Below are 18724 nucleotides of genomic sequence, written 5' to 3'. Positions count from 1 at the left end.
AAATATGCTATAACCACCTAAAAAATTAGTTAATCAACTATTAATTTAGCTGTAATGATTTTGAGCTTAAGATTTAATCGACAACTTGCTTTTAATATCGGATTTCCTGCGGGTAGATAAATGATTTCATATATCTTTGTTTTATGCTTTTTTCAGATATTTTAGGTCAAAACTATATTAAAAATTACCTCACAAACAGTATCGATAAGGGTAGAATTCCTCATGCTCAATTATTTATAGGGCCCGAAGGTTGTGGAACTTTGCCGATGGCCATTGCTTATTCGCAATATCTTTTGTGTCAAAACAATAATGGGGAAAATAATACTGGAAACAAATACTGCAATTTAAAATTCAATCAAATAACTCATCCCGATTTGCACTTTGCGTTTCCAGTAACAACAAATCATAAAATAAAGAGTCATCCCGTTTCAAGTCATTTTTTAGAAGAATGGAGGCAACTCGTTTTGAGGCAACCTTATGGTAATTTGTTTGATTGGTATAAACTTCTTGGTGTTGAAAATAAACAAGGACAAATTGGAGTAGACGAAGCTGGTGAAATTGTAAAATCCCTAACTCTAAAGTCTTATGAAGGTGGTTATAAGATTATGATTCTTTGGATGGTTGAAAAAATGAATTCCAGCTGTGCCAACAAGCTCTTAAAGCTTATTGAAGAACCTCCTCAAAAGACCGTTTTTATACTCATCGCAGAAGATGAAGAACAAATTATTAGCACTATAAAATCAAGATGCCAAACGCTATATTTTCCAGCTTTATCTGAAAATGAGATAAAAGAAGGTTTAATTAAAAATTATGAGTTGGATGCAAACATTGCTTCAAAAATAGCACATCAGGCTAATGGCAACTATAATAAGGCGTGTGATCTAGTCTATCAGGACTCTGAAGAAATACAATTTGAAAAATGGTTTGTTTATTGGGTAAGAAGTGCTTTTAAAGCCAAAGGAAATAAGGCTGCAATACATGATTTGCTATTATGGAGTGAGGAAATTTCACGTACTGGACGAGAAACTCAAAAACAATTTTTACATTTCTGCCAAAATCTTTTTAGACAAGCTATGTTGCTTAACTATAAAGCAAAAGAGCTTGTGTTTTTTGAGCCAAAATCTGAAGATTTTAAGCTTGAAAAATTTGCTCCTTTTATACATGATGCAAATATTTTAGAGATAGCTAAAGAGTTTCAAAATGCTATTTATCACATTGAGCGAAATGGAAATGCAAAGATAATTTTAACAGATTTATCTATTAAACTTACTCGGCTACTCCATAAAAAATCTTCAAAAAAAGAAAGTGTTTAAAACTCTATTCTAAAAACCAAATTAGGTGTTATTCCTAATGAGGTTTTGTTAATCTCTCTCAATATTTCTGTATTATCTGTAGTGCTTTGTCTTTTCTCGTAAGTTCTACTCAAAGTATTTTTACGGTCAAAGACATTTATCAAAGAGAAGCCTAGTTTTCCTTTCCATCTTTCGCTTTCAGAAATATTGAATTTGTATGTTCCTGAAATGTCCAGTCTTTGATAAAAAGGTAATCTATCACTATTAATTTTATCATACTCAATTTCATAACCATCATCTGTTTCTACAACTCCTAGTGCTTTTGTATATGGCGTCCCAGATCTTAAATTCCACCCTAAAGAAACATGAAATTTATTCCATTCATACGTGTGAGCCCATGTTAAATAATGTTTTATGTCAAAATTTCCGGGAAATGGTTCGCCGTCGTTTATGTCATTAAAAGTGAACTCATTATTAGTTAATGAATAACTTAACCAAGTTCTATAATTATTTATCTTTTTCTTTAAAAGCAAATCCAAGCCTAAAACCTTGCTTTCCCCTTGTGAAAATAACTCATCTGCATTATTAAATCCTATTGTAAATGATGTTAATCCTCCAATGTTTTTATAATAGCCTTCTATATCTATATTCCATCCATTCTTATTATACACAAATCCAGCAGTAATTTGTGTGCTTTTAAGTAAAGGAGCATTAACACCATTGGAAAGTACCCAGATTTGATTTTCGAGACCAAACTCTTGAGTATTAAATTCAACCACCTGACTTACAGATTGATGAAGTCGTTCTAAAGATGATTTAAATCTTAAATTGTTATGTAATTGAGCTTCAAATAGTAGTCTAGGCTCAATAAAAATCTTATCCAATATTGAAATATAATTTGATCTTACACCTAAATTTAGTAGCCATTTATTCTCCTTTTTAAGCTGATAACTTCCATAAAAAGCGTGGATGTTATTTATTTCAGAATTTATCTCGGTAAAATCATCTTCGGGGCTTTCACTATCTTTAAAGCTCAAAGTATAATCTACTTTGTTTGTTGAAAACTGATATCCAATGCCAATTTCAGATGTTGTATTTATTTTCCAGTCTGTATCAAATGAAAGCCCAAAATCATCAATCCCATTAAGTTTTTTAAGTTCATTGCTAAATTCGTCTGTAATGCTATTAGAACCAACATACTCTAAATCGTATTTCGAAAAATAAGAACTCAAGGAATGATAAAAATTTTCTGAATAATTATGGTTCCACAATATGCTAGTGCCAAAATTTTCTATATCGAGCTTGTCTTGAGAAGCCTCTTCATATTCTTCTATTAAAAAACCATAATCCAGTTTGTTCTTGGTAAATAAATTACTAATTGTTATCTGATCATTATCACTCGGTTTGATTATTGCTTTTACTGTAAAATCTGAAAAATAGAATAGGTCTTTAGTTGTAGTCACTTCATCATCTTCAAAAACCTTATTCCCTTCAGAAATTTTTGTGTCTTGAAAAACCCTTTCTGAAAGATTTCTAAATGTAAGTGTGTTAAATATATCTGTAAATGACCTTCTTGTTGACACTAATAAAGAAAACTTTTTACTCACCGGTATTTTAAGATTGGCGTCAAAGTGTGTCATGTTAAATCCAAAACCACCATGAAGACTATCTGTGATTTTATTATCTGAAGTAATATCTACAACTCCTGAAATTCTATTGCCATATTCAGCATTTGTTGCTCTTTTAAAGAGTTTAATATCTTCTGTTATATACGGATTAAACACCGAGAAGGTGCCAAAAAAATGTCCTGATTGGTACATTTTTATTCCATCCCATAATATTAGATTTTGATCTGGTGTTCCTCCTCTTATATATAGTCCTGAAGCTGTTTCTGTTGGGCTTTGAACACCTGGTATTAATTGAATACTTTGTAATACATCTGGTTCAGTAAGTCCTGGCAATATCCCTAATTCTTTCGGAGAAATGCTGATAGACCCATTTAAGTTTTCTTTAACGCCAGATGTAATATATTCTTTAATTACTACTTCATCTAGCTCTTGAGTATTGGATAAATTGAGTTCGGCTTGTCTTTTTATAAGGTAAAATCTATCATTGGCTTTATCGAATTGAATGCTTGTTTGTCCTTCAATTTCAATAAATAATTCTAACAATGAAACACTAATATTTTGATAGGTAACATATTGATTTGAAGTCAATTGCGGGTTAAACGATAATCTAATGTCAAACTTTGTCTCTATGTCTGAAATTACTTCACTTAATGGAGTATTTGAATAGCTAACAGAAACCTTTTCTTGAGAGGCAAGATAAAACGAACAGAAAAAAATAAGTAGAGCTAGTTTAAATTTCATTTATTGCTGTTGTTTGCAAAAAGGGCTTTACAATTTATAACAATAATAATAAAATTTACTTATCTCTTTGAATTTTATGCGCTGAATTTAAGACAATTATGTTTTTTTCGTTTACAGTAAATGAAATTTCCATTGGGGTAAATACTGTTTTTAAAGCCAAATTTAGATCTTTGTGTGTAAACCCTCCAGTAAATCTTTTGTCTTTATCAATATTCGATGCATCAAAGTTAATGTTGTACTTGTTTTCTAAATCAATAATAACTTGAGATAAAGGAGCATTTTTAAACGTGCTTTCGCCGCTTAACCAATCTGGTTTCAACTGATTAAAATCCCAAGATTCAAGGCTATTGTTCACAAATCTAGCTGCTTTCCCTTTGGTTAAAACCGTTCTTTGCCCACTATCTATATTCTCAACTTGAACCTTGCCTTCATGACATAGTACTTCAAAATAATTATCTCTTGAAACTACATTAAACTCTGTGCCAAGAACTTCAATTGTTCCTTCTGAAGTAATTACTCTAAAAGTGGATCCTTTTTCTACATCAAAAAAGGCTTCACCATCTAAACTAACTTCTCTATTTGAATTCCAACGTAATTTTTTAAAATATAAATGAGAATTAGAATTTAGTTCAACTTTAGATTGATCTGGCAGCACTACAGCCAATTGCTCACTATATTCTGTGTTAAATTCTGATTGCATATTTGTAAAGTAAAAAACACCTAATGCAATAACTATAGATGCCGCAACGCCGTAGGCCCAAGAAGGAATCAGTCTTATAACTTTAGTTTCTTCTTGAGAGGTTTTTGTAGATTTTTGTTTTTGTATCTTATTAAATAGACCTTGGGCATTGAAGATTGGGGCTTCTAGCTTTTTTGAGGCTTCATTAATTTTATTAAAAACAACAAAATCTTCTGACTTTTTAAACGCTTCCAGTTCTTGCGAAGATAAATCGCCAGAAACCCAACGCGCTAAAAAGCTGTCTTTAGAAAATTGTTTATCCATTTTTATAAAATTCTATAATACTAAAACATTTAAATCTCGATTTACCCTACTTTATATATTATTATCAATCTTTTCTCTTAATATTAATAAGGCTTGGCTCATTCTTTTTTCTACTGCTTTTACAGATATATCCAGCATTTCAGCTATTTCTGCGTATTTCTTTTTATCAATTCTACTTAACAGAAAAACTTCACGTAGTTTTTCGGGTAAATCAGCTATGACCCTTTCTAGCTTTTCCATGAATTGTTTTTCTTCTAATAAAAATTCTGGAGATTCGTTGGTCCTATCGTTTTTATAATTTGATTGATGTTGTAAAACTATTTTTTTGTGAGCTACTTCGTTCAAGAAATTATTTCTCGCTACTGTGTACAAAAATGATTTTGCTTTTTCGAACACAATTTTAGAACAGTTATCCCACAGTTTTATAAACGCATCTTGAACAATATCTTCGGCTTGTTGTATATCGCCACATTTATAGTAAATAAAATTCCGTAAGGATTTGGAGTGTAGGTCAAAAAGATCTTTGTAGGCATTGTCCTCACAGACAGATTTGGCTTTTATATTCATTTTTTAGAAAATGCTATTTTTCAAGTTATTTTCAAAATTAAAGAAAAAATTAAAGAAAAAAGTAGGGTGTTTTATTTTATAACTGTTATACATATAACTTGAGTGTTTTAAATATCAGTTTTTGAAAAGCACAAAAGTTAATTGTTAAACTAAATAATATTGTGTGTAAGCACCATCCCAAATGTTATTATTTAGTTTGCAAAAGCTCCAAAACCCAAATCTTATTTTTTTTGCCTACAATTATATTAGGAGCAATTTCTGTTTTTTGTTAAAATAGAAATTGTGTTACTAATAATAAAGAAATTAATAATTGCGATAAAGCAAGACCCCAAACTATAAGTCTTTATCGCAAATTTTAAAATATTTATCTATGTAAACACACCTACTCTAAAAAAAGAATAAAAGACGAGAGAGGCCTTTTATTATTTTCCTCCGTTAAGTTTATAACTAAACGGAGGTTTTTATTTTACATCACTTATGGCCTCTGAAAAAAATTATTCTTTATAAGATTTGTTTAAAGCATCGAGAATAGTTTGTGTAAGATCGTTTTCGTCTTGACCAAACATCACGCTTCCGGCTTCGTTACTTCCTAAAATATAGGTGTAGCCATTCGTTTTTCCATAATCCTGAACAAACTTTTTTACCTTTTTTATGAGAGAATCGTTTGTAGATTGGCTTTCCTGTGTGATTTGTTGTTGCTCAAATTGAACTCTTTGAGATAAAATCTGTTCTTTTTGTTGAAGCTCTTGTGACAATTTTTGCAAATCGGTTTGAGACATTTTACGAGCTTTTAATTCGGCCTCATTAATTTCTAATTGAAAGGCTTGCCTTAAACTATCTGTCCTTTTTTGAAAAGCATTGATTTTGATTTGAAGCTTGTTTTCTAGATCCTTTTTCTCTTGGTAATCATTAATTAACTTTACGTTATCTACAAAACCTATTTTTTGTTGTTGGCATGACATGAATAAACAAACCAATATTATACTTGCTAATAAATTCTTCATTAAGTTTTAATTTAAGTTTTTGCAAATGTAAACATAAGATGCCTAATTATTCATTTTTAATTTCAATTAGATTATTCAATATATTTTAAATATTCAATAGAAATAATCTATTGTTTATGGGCTTAAATAAGGCTTTTAAATCAATGATAAATTTTTTAAAGACAATCTGTATTGATTAGCGATTTTTATAGAAAATAAGCTCATCTAATTGCTTTTCGCGTTCTTTCTTATGACATATAACAAAGAAGAGTGTTCTTTTGTTTTAATAGCTTTTAAATTTGAATATGTTGCAACTAAAAATGCTTTTAACAAATTCATTTTCTTTGATTTGTATTTTTCCGAAAGTAAACTCACGTAGAATGCATCGAAAAACATCGGCTTAACTTTTTCAACATGCATGTTAAAGTCATTAAATAGCTTATGAATAGATTCTTGAGAAAAATGCCATAAATGTCTTGGAACATCATAAGCTGCCCAAAATTCTTTGTAGTAACCTGCATCATAGCTCTTATAATTTGGAACGGCTATAATAATTGCGCCTTCTTGAATTAATAGACTTTCTAGTGTTTTGATAAGTTCATTTAAATCATAGATGTGCTCTAAAACATGCCAAAGAGTAATAATCTGAAAACTTTCCTTGTGCAATTTAGACAGCATATCTATATTAAATACTTGATCGTTGTTTTTTTTATTAGCAATTGTTCTGGCTTTTTTGTTAGGTTCAACGCCTGTAACATGCCAATTGTTTTTTTGTGCAATATGCAAAAATTCTCCCGTGCCACAACCAACATCTAGCAGCGTTTTATTACTAAAAGCGTAGGCGCTAATTAATTTCAATTTTCTTTTTAAGGAAATTCTTTTAACGAATTGATACGTTCTTTCAAAAAGGTTCCGTTTGGAATCTGTGTGAGAAATATAATCCTCACTTTGGTAGTATTGCAAGAGGTTCTCGAGAGTTGGTTTTGGAAAAGTTTCAAACATTTTATAATCTTCATTATATAATAATTGAAACATTTCTTGGGAAACCGAATGATCTTTAACTGATAATGTTTGTTTATTGTTCGTCATTAAACTTAAATTGTTCCACGTGGAACGAAGTAATATTATCTACCCATATAAACCAATAAGACAGAAATGTCATTTGGAGAAACTCCACTTATTCTTGAAGCTTGAGCGATTGTAGAGGGTTGTACATTTTTTAATTTCTCTCTGGCCTCAAAACTCATGGATTTTATTTGTGAATAATCAAAATTAGAAGGGATTTTAATGTTTTCAAGTCTATTTAACTTGTCAGCATTATTCTTTTCCTTTTCTATATAACCAGAATATTTAATCTGAATTTCAGCTTGTTCTATAACCTCATCATCTAGATTGTTCTCTTTAATATAGTTCTCAACAGATTCAAATTCTCTCATATCATCTATTGAGATGTTAGGTCTTGAAAATATTTTAAACATCTTGTCAGATTGTTTCATTGGCGAAGAATTGTTTCGCTCTAGAACTGGGTTTGCATCCTCTGGCCTAACGCTAGTTTCCTTGAAAAAATTAACAAAACCAAAAGACTTTGACTTTTTTTCTTCCATTCTCCTTAAACGGAGTTCACTGGCCAAACCTATTTTATAACCTTTTGGTGTTAGCCTAGTATCTGCATTATCTTGCCTCAACAAGGTTCTGTATTCGGCTCTTGAGGTAAACATTCTATAAGGTTCTTCTGTTCCTTTGGTAATTAAGTCATCAATTAAAACACCAATATATGCTTCGTTTCTTTTTAATGTGAAGGATTCTTTGTTTTGAACTTTTAAACTAGCGTTAATACCGGCCATCAAACCTTGTGATGCTGCTTCTTCATAACCTGTAGTTCCATTTATTTGACCTGCGAAAAATAGGCCATCAATAATTTTAGTTTCTAAAGAATGCTTTAATTGTGTTGGAGGAAAATAGTCATATTCAATAGCATAACCTGGTCTGAAAAATTTAACCTTCTCAAAACCAGAAACCGACCGTAAGGCCTTGAATTGAACGTCTTCGGGAAGTGACGTCGAAAAGCCATTAACATATACCTCAACCGTATTCCAACCTTCCGGTTCTATAAAAAGCTGGTGTCGTTCTTTGTCAGCAAAACGATTAATTTTATCTTCAATAGAAGGGCAATAACGCGGTCCGATACTTTTTATCCTTCCATTAAACATTGGTGAGCGGTCAAATCCTTCACGAAGCAAATCGTGAACTTCTGGACTAGTATATGTCATATGACAATCTCGCTGTTTTTCTAAAGGTTTGGTGACGTCTAAATATGAAAACTTTTCTGGATTCTTATCGCCTGATTGAACTAACATTTTAGAATAATCTAAAGATCTACCATCTACTCTAGGAGGTGTGCCTGTTTTCATCCTTCCTGAATCAAACCCTAAATCAACTAATTGTTCAGTAATTCCTGTAGCGGCCTTCTCGCCGGCTCTTCCGCCGCCAAAGTTTTTATCGCCAATGTGAATTAGCCCATTTAAAAAAGTGCCATTAGTTAAAACTACCGTTTTGGCTTTAATTGATAAACCAAGTGACGTTTTAACTCCAACAACCTTATCGCCCTCTATAATGAGTCCAGAAACCATTTCCTGATAAAAATCAAGATTAGGCGTTTGTTCAAGCATTAACCTCCAGTCTTCAGCAAACCTCATTCTGTCACTCTGTACTCTGGGACTCCACATAGCAGGACCTTTAGATTTGTTCAGCATTTTAAACTGAATCGCCGAAGTGTCACTAACGATTCCACTATAACCACCAAGAGCATCAATTTCACGTACAATCTGACCTTTAGCAATTCCTCCCATGGCCGGATTGCATGACATTTGAGCTATGTTTTGTAGATTCATTGTGATAAGCAGTGTCTTGCTGCCCATGTTTGCGGCAGCAGCAGCAGCTTCACTACCAGCGTGACCAGCTCCGACTACAATGACATCATATATATCTTGAAATAAACTCATAATTGTTCCACGTGAAACATAACGTTTAGACTATTAAAAAACGGTTTGCAAATATAGTTCAATTTACATAATTGATTTAAGTTTCTTGAGATATGCATTTTCTTTAGCCCTCATTTCTGTTCGCTCTCTATTGCTTTTGTCCCTATATCCACAATAATGCAAGATTCCATGTATAATAACTCTACACAGTTCATCATCAAAATTATTTTTAAAAATTTGAGCGTTTTCCTTTACTCTTTCAACAGAAATATATATGTCGCCATGTATTATTTTTCCTACAGTATAATCAAAGCTAATAATATCTGTTAGTGAATTATGACCAAGAAATTCCAGATTAATTTTGTGTAAATAATCATCATCACAAAAGATGTAAGAAATGTCGCCTTCAACTTTGTTTTCGGCAATGATAGCACTAGAAATCCACTGATTAATTTTTTCAGAATTTTGTAAAGTAAATTGGGTTTCAAAATTAAATTGAATCATTCTCCTTATTAAAGTACTCTTTGACTTTTTCTTTGTAATTGGGTTGCAAAGGTAATGCGTATCTGTTTAATATTTCTGTAGTGTTGAAATATTCTTTTGCGGTAGGAATTTTACTGTTGGGGTTTTCGTTAAAAATGTTTTTATTGGTTTGGGATTCGCGTTTATTATCTTGGCCTTGTTGAAATGTCGCCTTGTCAAGCTTTAAAAGTTGATGGTGTAGCTTAATCATTCTCTCCAATGTTTGGTTAGTAAACCCTTTATTTAATAGCTCGAGTTCAATGTCCTCCATTTTCTTAAGAAGATTACCTGCTTGACCCTTTAATCCGTCCTTGGCAATTCTTTCTTCTAATTCTTGCCTAATCTTTTGTTGGCTTTGATAAATCTCATATAGCTGTCCATTAAGCTGTTCACTATTATTTTGCCCTTCACCCAATTTATTGCCTTCTCTATCTCCTTCTTTTTTTTCTTTACCTTCTTCTCCTTCATTAGTATCGCCATCTTTTTTAGGATTGTCTTCTCCATCTTTAATTCCTTCTTCCATTTTTTTATTCAATTGTTCCTGGCTCATAATAATATCAGGAAGTTGCATATCCCCATCTCCTCCTTGCCCTGGCGCAGGATTTAATTGTTGCTGCAGATTATCCAATACATTGCTTAAAAAATCTGCCAAATTGTTTGCCGCAGTAATGGTGTATTGCTGACTTGCAACTCCTGAATAAAGCCTATTTTCTGCAAGCTCTTCTAGTGATTTATCAATGTTGTAAAAAGCCTCAATTATTTCCTTGTTAACCGTTTCAGATAGTTTTGGTTGTCTTAATGATAAGGCAAATAAACTGTCATCTATATGCTCAAAGTGCTCTCTTAAATTACTTTGTTTGCGCAAATAAGAAGGATATTTACTGTGATTAATTTCAATAGTCTTAAAACGGTTCATTAAAGTTTCTTGCTCAAAAGAAAACAAAACCAAATTGTCTAGAATCTGCCTTAACATTTCTGTGTCTTCATTTAATTGTTCACCGCTAGCGGCTTGCATGGCCTGAGCCATTTTTTGAGCCATCTGTTTCATTTTTTCTGAAGCTCTTTTCTGATTTTGTTTTGCTTTGTTTTGTGTTTTTTGTTTTTCATCGGAATCACTTGACTCCTCTTTCTTTTGAAGCTCTTCAGAAGCATTCTGCTGCATTTCTTCTACTTGTTTTTCGTCTCTTTCTGATTCGTTAATATCTAAAGGCTTTTTTAATTCTTGGTTTTCTTTTTTAAGTTCTTCCATTTCTTGTTGAAAATCTTCAAACTTCCTATTCAGCTCATCTTGTTTATCTTTAGTATTGTCTTCTTCCCGTTCGTTAGATAGTTTTTCCTGCTCTTTAGCTTGGCTTTCTAATTCTTCTTGTAATTTTTCTAATTTCTTACCAATATAATACCGTTTGGTGAGCTCTAAAAGTTGCTCCAAACTTCTTTTTTTGTTTTTATTTTGTTTTGCAAGTTGTTCAAGCTTTTCTGTTAACTGTTCTTTATTGATTTTTTCTTGTAATTCTTTAAGTTCTTTAAGCAGTTGTTCGTCCTGTTTTAACTGTTCTTCATTTTCGTTTAAACGATTTTTTAAATCCTCTTTAAAAGTGTCTTCTTCCTCGTTTTCTTTCTGAAAATCTTCTAAATTGTCTTTCAATCTTTTGTTGAAGTTTTTCATCATTTCGTCCTGCTGTTTTTGGCGTTTTATAAAATCTTCTAACCTTTTCTTATCATTAAAATTAAGTTCTTGTTTTTCTTTTTGAGTTTTAGAAAAATCTTCTAGTCTTTTGTCTTGTTCATCTATTTTTTTTAGTGACTTGCTTAATTCGTTAATCGTTTGACTTTGTTCTTGAAGTTTGTTTTGAGTTTCTTCTTCTTTGGTTAGCTTTCTAAAAGTGAATATTTTGCTTTTCACACTTTTAAAGTTATTAATGACGTCATTATCAAAAAGCTGGAAATATAAATTATAGGAAATGCCCTCAACAAGATTATGGTTGTCTGGAAAAACACTAATAAAATCATCAAGATTAGAGCCGTTTAAGGGAATTTCTTCGATTTGCTTTTGAGCTTCGTCTTCAATTGGATAATATACCAGATTAAGTTTTCTTAAGCCATAATCATCACTTACCTGCCCATAAAAATAAAGTGTTTGATGATCTAATGAGTCTATTTCTGATTTAAGCTTTAATTCAGGGTATTCATCTTTAATTACATCAATATTAAAAGCTAGGCTTTCGTAATCTTTAAGTTTATCATTACTCAAATTTATACTGTAGCTGAAATTTCTATACAAACTTTTAGAGGCAGAAAAAGCGTTGGCTGCATCAAATTGAAATTGTAAGGTGTCTTCACAGTATAAATTGACTTTACTTGCTGCTTTAGTTCTGAGTTGCCAAGAAACTTTTGTTCCTTCCGGAATTATAGCCCTTCCTGTATTTTTAATAATCTCATCCTTCTTATGCGTGTGCAAAGGGTAATCTAAATTCATTTCAAAATTCAACAACGCGGGAACGCTATTCACTTCTAATTCATATTCTTTTGAAGTCACATTATTTGCAAACAGCTTGAACGAAACATTTTCCTTTGGTTGGGAAAACAGATATTCAAACTCATTAGTTGAGTTTTGTTGCAAATAATATGATTCACCGTTAAACACAATTTGAGGTGCTTCTGGCACAATATCGCCTAATGTTTTAACAACGAGTTTAAAATTTACATTTTCGTTTGTCGTTAAATTTTCGTTTAAAACATAAAATTGAAAAGGAGCTGGTGGCTCATAAGCCGTTTGGTAGTGTACCACTCGTTTATAACTATCACTAAACCAGTTCTTATCAACTAAAACAAAAGACACAAGCAGAATAATAATTGGGATTGTAGTATATTTAAGATACTTAAGGCTATTTTTAAAATCTATTGCTAGCCTAAACGGAATTGGTTTTAATTGTAAAGATTTTTGCTCTATGCTTGCAATTAATAATTCCGATTGATTTCTGTCTTTATTTAACTGTAGAAGGTTTAAAAGCTTATCATTGACTTCAGGAAAATGGTTTCCTATAATTTTTGAAGCATATTCGTAATCTATTCCCTTTTTCAATCTAAATAGTTTTAAAACAGGAACGAGAATAAATTTAAAAAGCAGTCCAATCTCAACTATTATAAACAACCAAAATAAAAGTGTTCTTCCGCTTGTGTTGAGCCATAAAAAATACTCAATTAACAAGGTTGTTAATAAATACAAGAAACCTACAACAAAGAACATTATTGAGCCTTTAATAAGTTCATTTATATAAAAACGTCTTATAAAGTTTTCTAACTTGTTTAAAATATTATTAAAACTACTCAAAACACTTATGTTATAGCATTACAACTCACTAAACTACAATTTTATTTTGTTCTTTAAATCACTAAATTTGGTAACCTTATGTTAAAAATGAATACTATTTTTATAAATACAATTAGAGATTTAAAGTATCTTGCCGCTCTAACAATTCCTGTTACTGCATTTCTGGGCATATATTTTCAAGGCATCTGGACATATTTAACTCCTGTTTATGCTTTTGGCATTATTCCAGTTTTTGAAATCCTCTTGCCTCAAAAGAACACCTATTATTCTGATGTAGAACAAGACCAAAGAAGCATTAATTTGCTTTTTGATTGGTTGTTGTATTTAAATATCCCTATTGTTTATGGTTTGTTGGTTTTTTCATTGTTTATTGTTGTGTCAAACACTTTAAAGACTTATGAAATTGTAGGTGCTGTTCTATCGGTTGGAATGGTATTAGGAACTAACGGGATAAATGTTGGTCACGAACTAGGACATAGGCAATCAACAAACGAACGGTTTTTAGGCAAAATACTATTGTTGCCGGCGCTTTACATGCATTTTTATATCGAGCATAACTTTGGTCATCATTTACACGTAGCTACCCGAGAGGATCCTGCAACGGCTAGATATAACCAGCCTGTTTATTCATTTTGGATAGGTTCCATTTTTAGGCAATATATAAATGCATGGCGAATTCAGTTAAAATTATTGAAGAATAATAACTACCTATTTCTGTCACTAAAAAATGATATGTTTTGGTATATTGTCCTTAACGCTTTGTTTTTGGTTGTTGTTTACATCTTTTTTGGGGAAATCGGCCTCCTTTTTACAGTATTGAGTGCCGTTGTTGGTGTTTTACTTCTTGAAACGGTCAACTATATTGAGCACTATGGTTTGACGCGACAAAAGACATCTTCTGGTAGATATGAACGTGTTAAGGAAATACATTCCTGGAACTCCAATCATATTGTAGGGAGAATTGTGCTATATGAGCTCACGAGACATAGCGATCATCACTATAAATCTTCAAAAAAATACCAAATATTAGAATGCCATGATACAAGTCCGCAAATGCCCTTTGGTTATCCAACTTCAATGGTTTTGGCATTGTTCCCACCGCTGTGGTTTAAAATTATGAATAAACGAATTCCTCGAGAAATGATTGCTGTACAACCCTAGCAATTAATAATTATCGTTTTATCTTTGTTGAAAATTTTCTGCATGAATACAAATGTTCGCGTGCGTTTCGCACCAAGTCCAACGGGACCTTTACATATTGGAGGTGTTCGTACTGCTTTATTTAATTATTTGTTTGCAAAAAAACATAGAGGAACTTTTGTTCTTCGTATAGAAGACACAGATCAAAACCGGTATGTGGAAGGTGCAGAAGAATATATTATTGAATCCTTAAATTGGTGTGGAATCTCTTTTGATGAAGGCCCTGGAAAGAATGAAAAGTTTGGTCCTTATAAACAAAGTGAGCGCAAGTATATCTACAAGCAATATGCTGAACGATTGGTAAAAGACGGAAATGCGTATTATGCATTTGATACTTCAGAAGAATTAGACTTTCATAGAAAAGACCATGAGGCTAAAGGAAAAACATTTATTTATAATTGGCACAATAGAGAAAAAGGTCGTTTGGTGAATTCTTTAGTCCTTTCTGACGAAGAAGTGAATAAACGTATCTCGAATGGCGACGACTATGTGATCAGGTTTAAAAACCCACAAAATGAAACACTTCATCTAAATGATATTATTCGCGGTGATATTCAAATTGACACAAACATATTAGATGATAAGGTTTTATTTAAAAGTGATGGTATGCCAACCTATCATCTGGCTAATATTGTGGATGACCATTTAATGAAAATAAGCCATGTAATTCGTGGTGAAGAGTGGTTGCCTTCTTTGGCCTTACATGTTTTGCTATATAGGGCTTTTGGTTGGAGTGCTCCAGAGTTTGCACATTTACCATTAATATTAAAGCCAACAGGAAAAGGCAAATTAAGCAAGCGAGATGGCGATAAATTAGGTTTTCCTGTTTTTCCGTTAGCCTTTAAAGATCATAAAACAGATGAAATTTCAAGGGGCTACCGAGAAGATGGTTACTTTCCGGAAGCCGTTATTAACTTTTTAGCATTTTTAGGCTGGAATCCAGGGACGGAACAAGAGGTGTTCAGCTTAGAAGAGCTTATTGAAGCTTTTGATTTAGATAGGGTTCATAAATCTGGCGCTAGGTTTGACCCAGAAAAGACAAAATGGTATAACCACCATTATATGCAAAAACAATCAAGTCGTGTTTTAGCTGAACAGTTTAAAAAAATACGTGAAGAACTAAAAGACGTAAATGATTTTTACATTTCAATGGTTATTGATTTAGTAAAGGAACGCGCAAGTTTTATTTCAGATTTCTGGGATTTAAGTTATTTCTTTTTTGTGACTCCAACAGAACTCAATGAGAAAGCGGCTAAAAAAGCATGGAAAGAAGATTCTGAAGCTATTATGAATGAATTAATTTCTGTTTTGAATTCAATTCACGATTTTTCTTCGGAAAACCTGCAATCAGAAATTAAGAGCTGGATTAATTCAAAAGAAATTGGTTTTGGTAAAGTTATGCTGCCACTGCGTTTGGCTTTGGTTGGTGACTTAAAAGGTCCCGATTTGTTTCAAATAATGTCAATGATTAACAAAGAAGAAAGCATAATCCGCATTGAAAATTTAATTAATACTTTAGCTTGAGCTAAAAAGTGAAAATTGCTGTTAGAGCCAGCATAGATTGATTTCCTTTAAAATCATCTTCCATTCCAGAAGTGTCTAAATCTTTTTTATTAAGTTTTTGCAAAATATTTGTGAAACCATAAATATATTGAGCCTTGACCTTGAATTGCCTAACTCCAACCGATGCCCCAATTGCGCCATTGAAATGAAATTGGGAAATGTTTGTGATATCTTTAGCTGTTAGATTTGTATAATTGTCTATAAAATAATTCTCCTGGTTTTTATCTTTAAGTTCCATCTTACCATTATACTGAATCATTGGGCCAAGGTCTATTAAAAAATGATTCTCGATAACTTTTACATGCATCAATAAAGCCACTTGAGCAGCAAACAATTTGTATTCAATTTCCTGTCCCGAAGGTCCAAGACTAGCACCTCTACCTGAAATTTCTAGATGATTTTCTGAAAGCTGCATGCCGAAACTAACATTGTACCATCTATGTGGAAGATCTGCCGTTGCGCTCATTCCTCCAATAAAACCATTACCTTTTGTTGTGATGAAATTATCAGTAACAATGTCATATTGTGTTATTCCTCCCATAACACCAAAGCCGTTGCTAATTTGATAATTACCATGTTGGCCTAAAATTGGTGTAACAAACCCTATAGATAAAGCTACTAATAGGGTATAAAGTTGTTGTTGCATAATGATTTTGATAAGCAAATCAAATATAGCATAAATTTTGTATCTTAATTTTTCATAACCATTTAATAATAAAACCATGAACTTTTATCTTATCCCTATTATCTTTATTAGTTTAATTATTTTTATTTCGCTTTTCTTTATAGTTAAGCAACAAACGGCAGTAATCATTGAGCGTTTTGGTCGATTTCAAAGTATTCGCCATTCTGGATTGCATATTAAAATTCCATTAGTTGATAGGATTGCCGGGCGTTTGAGTTTAAAAATCCAACAACTAGATGTTATTATCGAAACCAAAACTTTAGACGATGTGTTTGTAAGGTTAAAAGTATCTGTACAATACAAAGTGATAAGAGATAAGGTTTATGACGCTTTCTATAAACTAGATTATCCGCACGATCAAATTACATCTTATGTGTTTGATGTGGTTCGGGCTGAAGTTCCAAAAATGAAATTAGACGACGTGTTTGTGAAAAAAGACGACATTGCTCTTGCAGTGAAGGCAGAATTAAACGATGCCATGTCTGACTATGGTTTTGACATCATTAAAACGCTTGTTACTGATATTGATCCTGATCCACAGGTTAAACAAGCAATGAATAGAATCAATGCTTCTGAACGTGAAAAAATTGCCGCACAATTTGAAGGCGATGCAGCTCGTATTTTAATTGTTGAAAAAGCAAAAGCTGAAGCCGAAAGCAAAAGATTACAAGGTCAAGGGATAGCTGACCAAAGAAGAGAAATCGCTCGTGGACTTGAAGAGTCTGTAGAAGTGTTGAATAAAGTTGGTATCAATTCTCAAGAAGCGTCTGCTTTAATAGTAGTTACACAGCATTATGATACGCTTCAGGCTATTGGCGGCGAAACTAATAGTAACTTAATTCTTTTACCTAATTCTCCTCAAGCAGGAAGCAATATGCTAAACGATATGGTGGCCAGTTTTACAGCAAGTAATCAAATAGGTGAAGCCATGAAAAGCTCTAATAAGAAAAAAGAATAGTCTGGTTCTTTTATTAGTAAAAGGATAAACGCTGGAGACACTTTTCTGGCGTTTTTCTATTTAAAAGGATGTCTTTCTTCCCAGTTTCGCTTTGGATTTAGTAGATTGAATACAACCCTTAAAATCATATTGGCAAAGTTGTTGGTATGTTTCATATACATATACATCTCTTTGGGTTTTGCGCCAACTGAACTTTTAATCTCCATGGCTGTTCTGGCGTAAACTACTGAAGAAAACTTATTGTTAATACCATATTTAGCCATATCGTACAACATGTTTAAATAAAGTTGATTTTGATATTGATGTTCCTCGTCATAACCTAAAAAATAAGTTTCAAGAACGGAATTGTTAAGGATCAAAGTATAAAATCCTATAAGCTGATTGTTTAGATAGTATCCAAAAACTTTGAAATTGTTTTTTAGTTGTCTTTTCAAAATCAAAAAATGATTTTCGGGCAGAATAAATGTGTTGAATGAAGCATTGTTTGAGACATTTAAATAGAGTTTATACAGTTCCTTGTGATTTTCTTCAATTTGTGATTCGCTTAATTCATTACGTTTAATAACACCAAATTTTTTCAATGCTCTTTTATACCTTGTTCTGTATTTGGTGTTCATGGCCGATACATAATTTTCAAAAACTTGCCAATTCGATCTAATGTTCATGATCATATTGGGTTGAACTTTTACCTTGTAAAACCCGTTTAATTTAAATAAAGGAACTTCTGCTAATAGTTTGTCATCCTCGAAATAATCCTTAAATAATATTAAACGTATTTTCTTATTATAGTTTGTTTTTATATCCTGTTGAATTTCTTTAAGGGCTTTAAACAAAACATTAATATATTCCGGAACGTGTATTTGCTCTATATTGAAATAAACACCGTGTTGACCTGTATGCATTAAATTTCCAACCACTAAAATGTTGCCTTTTAGAAATCCTGCTACGGTTGACTTCAATACCTGTTTTAAAAAAGTCGAACTATTGTTTCTAAACATCTCTTTAGCATACAATTTAACACGCTGTACAATCGCTATTCCAACCATATTCGCATCTGAAAAAACACCTATATAGTAAACGGAAATATTATCGGGGTAAGCTCTTTCTAACCCTTCTAAAAAATGTCTTTTTAAGAAAACATCATTAATAGGAAGATTATCCCAAGAATCCGGAAGATGCTCTGCAGAACTATATACTTTAAAGTTTATCAATACAAAAACAAAAAAGACCAAACGTTATCGTTTAGTCTTTTAAAATTAATATTAGTTAC

At 32.0% G+C, this 18724-nt stretch carries 14 protein-coding genes; 4 read left to right on the top strand and 10 right to left on the bottom strand.

From position 1 onward, the window contains the following. The first annotated feature begins 143 nt into the window (after nucleotides 1-143). On the top strand, nucleotides 144-1313 hold the full coding sequence (locus AAFP94_RS03685) for a DNA polymerase III subunit (RefSeq protein ID WP_316660422.1): 1170 nt from the start codon (nucleotides 144-146) through the stop codon (nucleotides 1311-1313). Here the strand turns inward: AAFP94_RS03685 and AAFP94_RS03680 are convergent. The 8 genes from AAFP94_RS03680 to AAFP94_RS03645 all read right to left on the bottom strand — a co-directional run bounded on the left by AAFP94_RS03680 (nucleotide 1310) and on the right by AAFP94_RS03645 (nucleotide 12799). After that, nucleotides 1310-3661 (bottom strand): TonB-dependent receptor plug domain-containing protein, encoded by a 2352-nt coding sequence (locus AAFP94_RS03680; RefSeq protein WP_316660423.1) that lies wholly within the window; start codon nucleotides 3659-3661, stop codon nucleotides 1310-1312. The genes AAFP94_RS03685 and AAFP94_RS03680 overlap by 4 nt on opposite strands. Nucleotides 3662-3716: 55 nt before the next feature. Further along, a complete protein-coding gene (locus AAFP94_RS03675) occupies nucleotides 3717-4664 on the bottom strand; it encodes a FecR family protein (RefSeq protein WP_316660425.1) in 948 nt (315 codons plus the stop codon). 51 nt (nucleotides 4665-4715) lie between these two features. Next, nucleotides 4716-5231: an RNA polymerase sigma factor gene (locus tag AAFP94_RS03670; protein WP_316660427.1), complete on the bottom strand. Its 516-nt coding sequence runs from the start codon at nucleotides 5229-5231 to the stop codon at nucleotides 4716-4718. Between the two features lie 494 nt (nucleotides 5232-5725). Further along, nucleotides 5726-6235 (bottom strand): OmpH/Skp family outer membrane protein, encoded by a 510-nt coding sequence (locus AAFP94_RS03665; RefSeq protein WP_316660428.1) that lies wholly within the window; start codon nucleotides 6233-6235, stop codon nucleotides 5726-5728. Between the two features lie 204 nt (nucleotides 6236-6439). Next, nucleotides 6440-7303 (bottom strand): class I SAM-dependent methyltransferase, encoded by an 864-nt coding sequence (locus AAFP94_RS03660; RefSeq protein WP_316660429.1) that lies wholly within the window; start codon nucleotides 7301-7303, stop codon nucleotides 6440-6442. 35 nt (nucleotides 7304-7338) lie between these two features. Further along, the gene (gene mnmG / locus AAFP94_RS03655) at nucleotides 7339-9216 is read right to left on the bottom strand and encodes a tRNA uridine-5-carboxymethylaminomethyl(34) synthesis enzyme MnmG (protein ID WP_316660430.1); all 1878 of its coding nucleotides are present in this window, start codon (nucleotides 9214-9216) and stop codon (nucleotides 7339-7341) included. Nucleotides 9217-9279: 63 nt separating this feature from the next. Continuing rightward, complete coding sequence (ybeY, locus tag AAFP94_RS03650; RefSeq protein ID WP_316660432.1) at nucleotides 9280-9699, bottom strand: rRNA maturation RNase YbeY; 420 nt, start codon at nucleotides 9697-9699, stop codon at nucleotides 9280-9282. After that, on the bottom strand, nucleotides 9686-12799 hold the full coding sequence (locus AAFP94_RS03645) for an AAA family ATPase (protein WP_409628065.1): 3114 nt from the start codon (nucleotides 12797-12799) through the stop codon (nucleotides 9686-9688). The genes ybeY and AAFP94_RS03645 overlap by 14 nt, the downstream gene beginning before the upstream one ends. Nucleotides 12800-13159: 360 nt before the next feature. Here AAFP94_RS03645 and AAFP94_RS03640 point away from each other — a divergent pair, with 360 nt between their 5' ends. Next, nucleotides 13160-14209, top strand: a complete 1050-nt coding sequence (locus AAFP94_RS03640) for an alkane 1-monooxygenase (RefSeq protein ID WP_458256408.1) — start codon at nucleotides 13160-13162, stop codon at nucleotides 14207-14209. A gap of 42 nt (nucleotides 14210-14251) precedes the next feature. Continuing rightward, on the top strand, nucleotides 14252-15772 hold the full coding sequence (gltX, locus tag AAFP94_RS03635; protein ID WP_316660437.1) for a glutamate--tRNA ligase: 1521 nt from the start codon (nucleotides 14252-14254) through the stop codon (nucleotides 15770-15772). Between the two features lies 1 nt (nucleotide 15773). Here gltX and AAFP94_RS03630 read toward each other — a convergent pair whose 3' ends face one another. Next, nucleotides 15774-16535, bottom strand: coding sequence for a hypothetical protein (locus AAFP94_RS03630; protein WP_409628063.1), 762 nt, complete (start codon nucleotides 16533-16535; stop codon nucleotides 15774-15776). On the opposite strand from AAFP94_RS03630, the gene AAFP94_RS03625 reads away from it, so the two are divergent. Next, nucleotides 16534-17454 (top strand): SPFH domain-containing protein, encoded by a 921-nt coding sequence (locus AAFP94_RS03625; protein WP_316660439.1) that lies wholly within the window; start codon nucleotides 16534-16536, stop codon nucleotides 17452-17454. The two genes, AAFP94_RS03630 and AAFP94_RS03625, sit on opposite strands and share 2 nt — an antisense overlap. A 56-nt stretch (nucleotides 17455-17510) precedes the next feature. On the opposite strand, the gene AAFP94_RS03620 is transcribed toward AAFP94_RS03625, so the two are convergent. Continuing rightward, nucleotides 17511-18686, bottom strand: coding sequence for a GNAT family N-acetyltransferase (locus AAFP94_RS03620; RefSeq protein ID WP_316660440.1), 1176 nt, complete (start codon nucleotides 18684-18686; stop codon nucleotides 17511-17513). Nucleotides 18687-18724 lie beyond the last annotated feature (38 nt).

The sequence above is a fragment of the Gilvirhabdus luticola genome (assembly GCF_040117515.1).
GTDB classification, from domain to species: Bacteria; Bacteroidota; Bacteroidia; order Flavobacteriales; family Flavobacteriaceae; genus Gilvirhabdus; species Gilvirhabdus luticola.
This window is presented reverse-complemented; position numbering and strand designations above follow the sequence as displayed.

What these genes read in the sequence shown, in the direction of transcription:
- ybeY (WP_316660432.1), bottom strand. Translation starts at nt 9,699, where the DNA reads ATGATTCAATTTAATTTTGAAACCCAATTTACTTTACAAAATTCTGAA.
- AAFP94_RS03630 (WP_409628063.1), bottom strand. Translation starts at nt 16,535, where the DNA reads ATGGTTTTATTATTAAATGGTTATGAAAAATTAAGATACAAAATTTAT.
- AAFP94_RS03685 (WP_316660422.1), top strand. Translation starts at nt 144, where the DNA reads ATGCTTTTTTCAGATATTTTAGGTCAAAACTATATTAAAAATTACCTC.
- AAFP94_RS03670 (WP_316660427.1), bottom strand. Translation starts at nt 5,231, where the DNA reads ATGAATATAAAAGCCAAATCTGTCTGTGAGGACAATGCCTACAAAGAT.
- AAFP94_RS03660 (WP_316660429.1), bottom strand. Translation starts at nt 7,303, where the DNA reads ATGACGAACAATAAACAAACATTATCAGTTAAAGATCATTCGGTTTCC.
- mnmG (WP_316660430.1), bottom strand. Translation starts at nt 9,216, where the DNA reads ATGAGTTTATTTCAAGATATATATGATGTCATTGTAGTCGGAGCTGGT.
- AAFP94_RS03665 (WP_316660428.1), bottom strand. Translation starts at nt 6,235, where the DNA reads ATGAAGAATTTATTAGCAAGTATAATATTGGTTTGTTTATTCATGTCA.
- AAFP94_RS03675 (WP_316660425.1), bottom strand. Translation starts at nt 4,664, where the DNA reads ATGGATAAACAATTTTCTAAAGACAGCTTTTTAGCGCGTTGGGTTTCT.
- AAFP94_RS03680 (WP_316660423.1), bottom strand. Translation starts at nt 3,661, where the DNA reads ATGAAATTTAAACTAGCTCTACTTATTTTTTTCTGTTCGTTTTATCTT.
- AAFP94_RS03625 (WP_316660439.1), top strand. Translation starts at nt 16,534, where the DNA reads ATGAACTTTTATCTTATCCCTATTATCTTTATTAGTTTAATTATTTTT.
- gltX (WP_316660437.1), top strand. Translation starts at nt 14,252, where the DNA reads ATGAATACAAATGTTCGCGTGCGTTTCGCACCAAGTCCAACGGGACCT.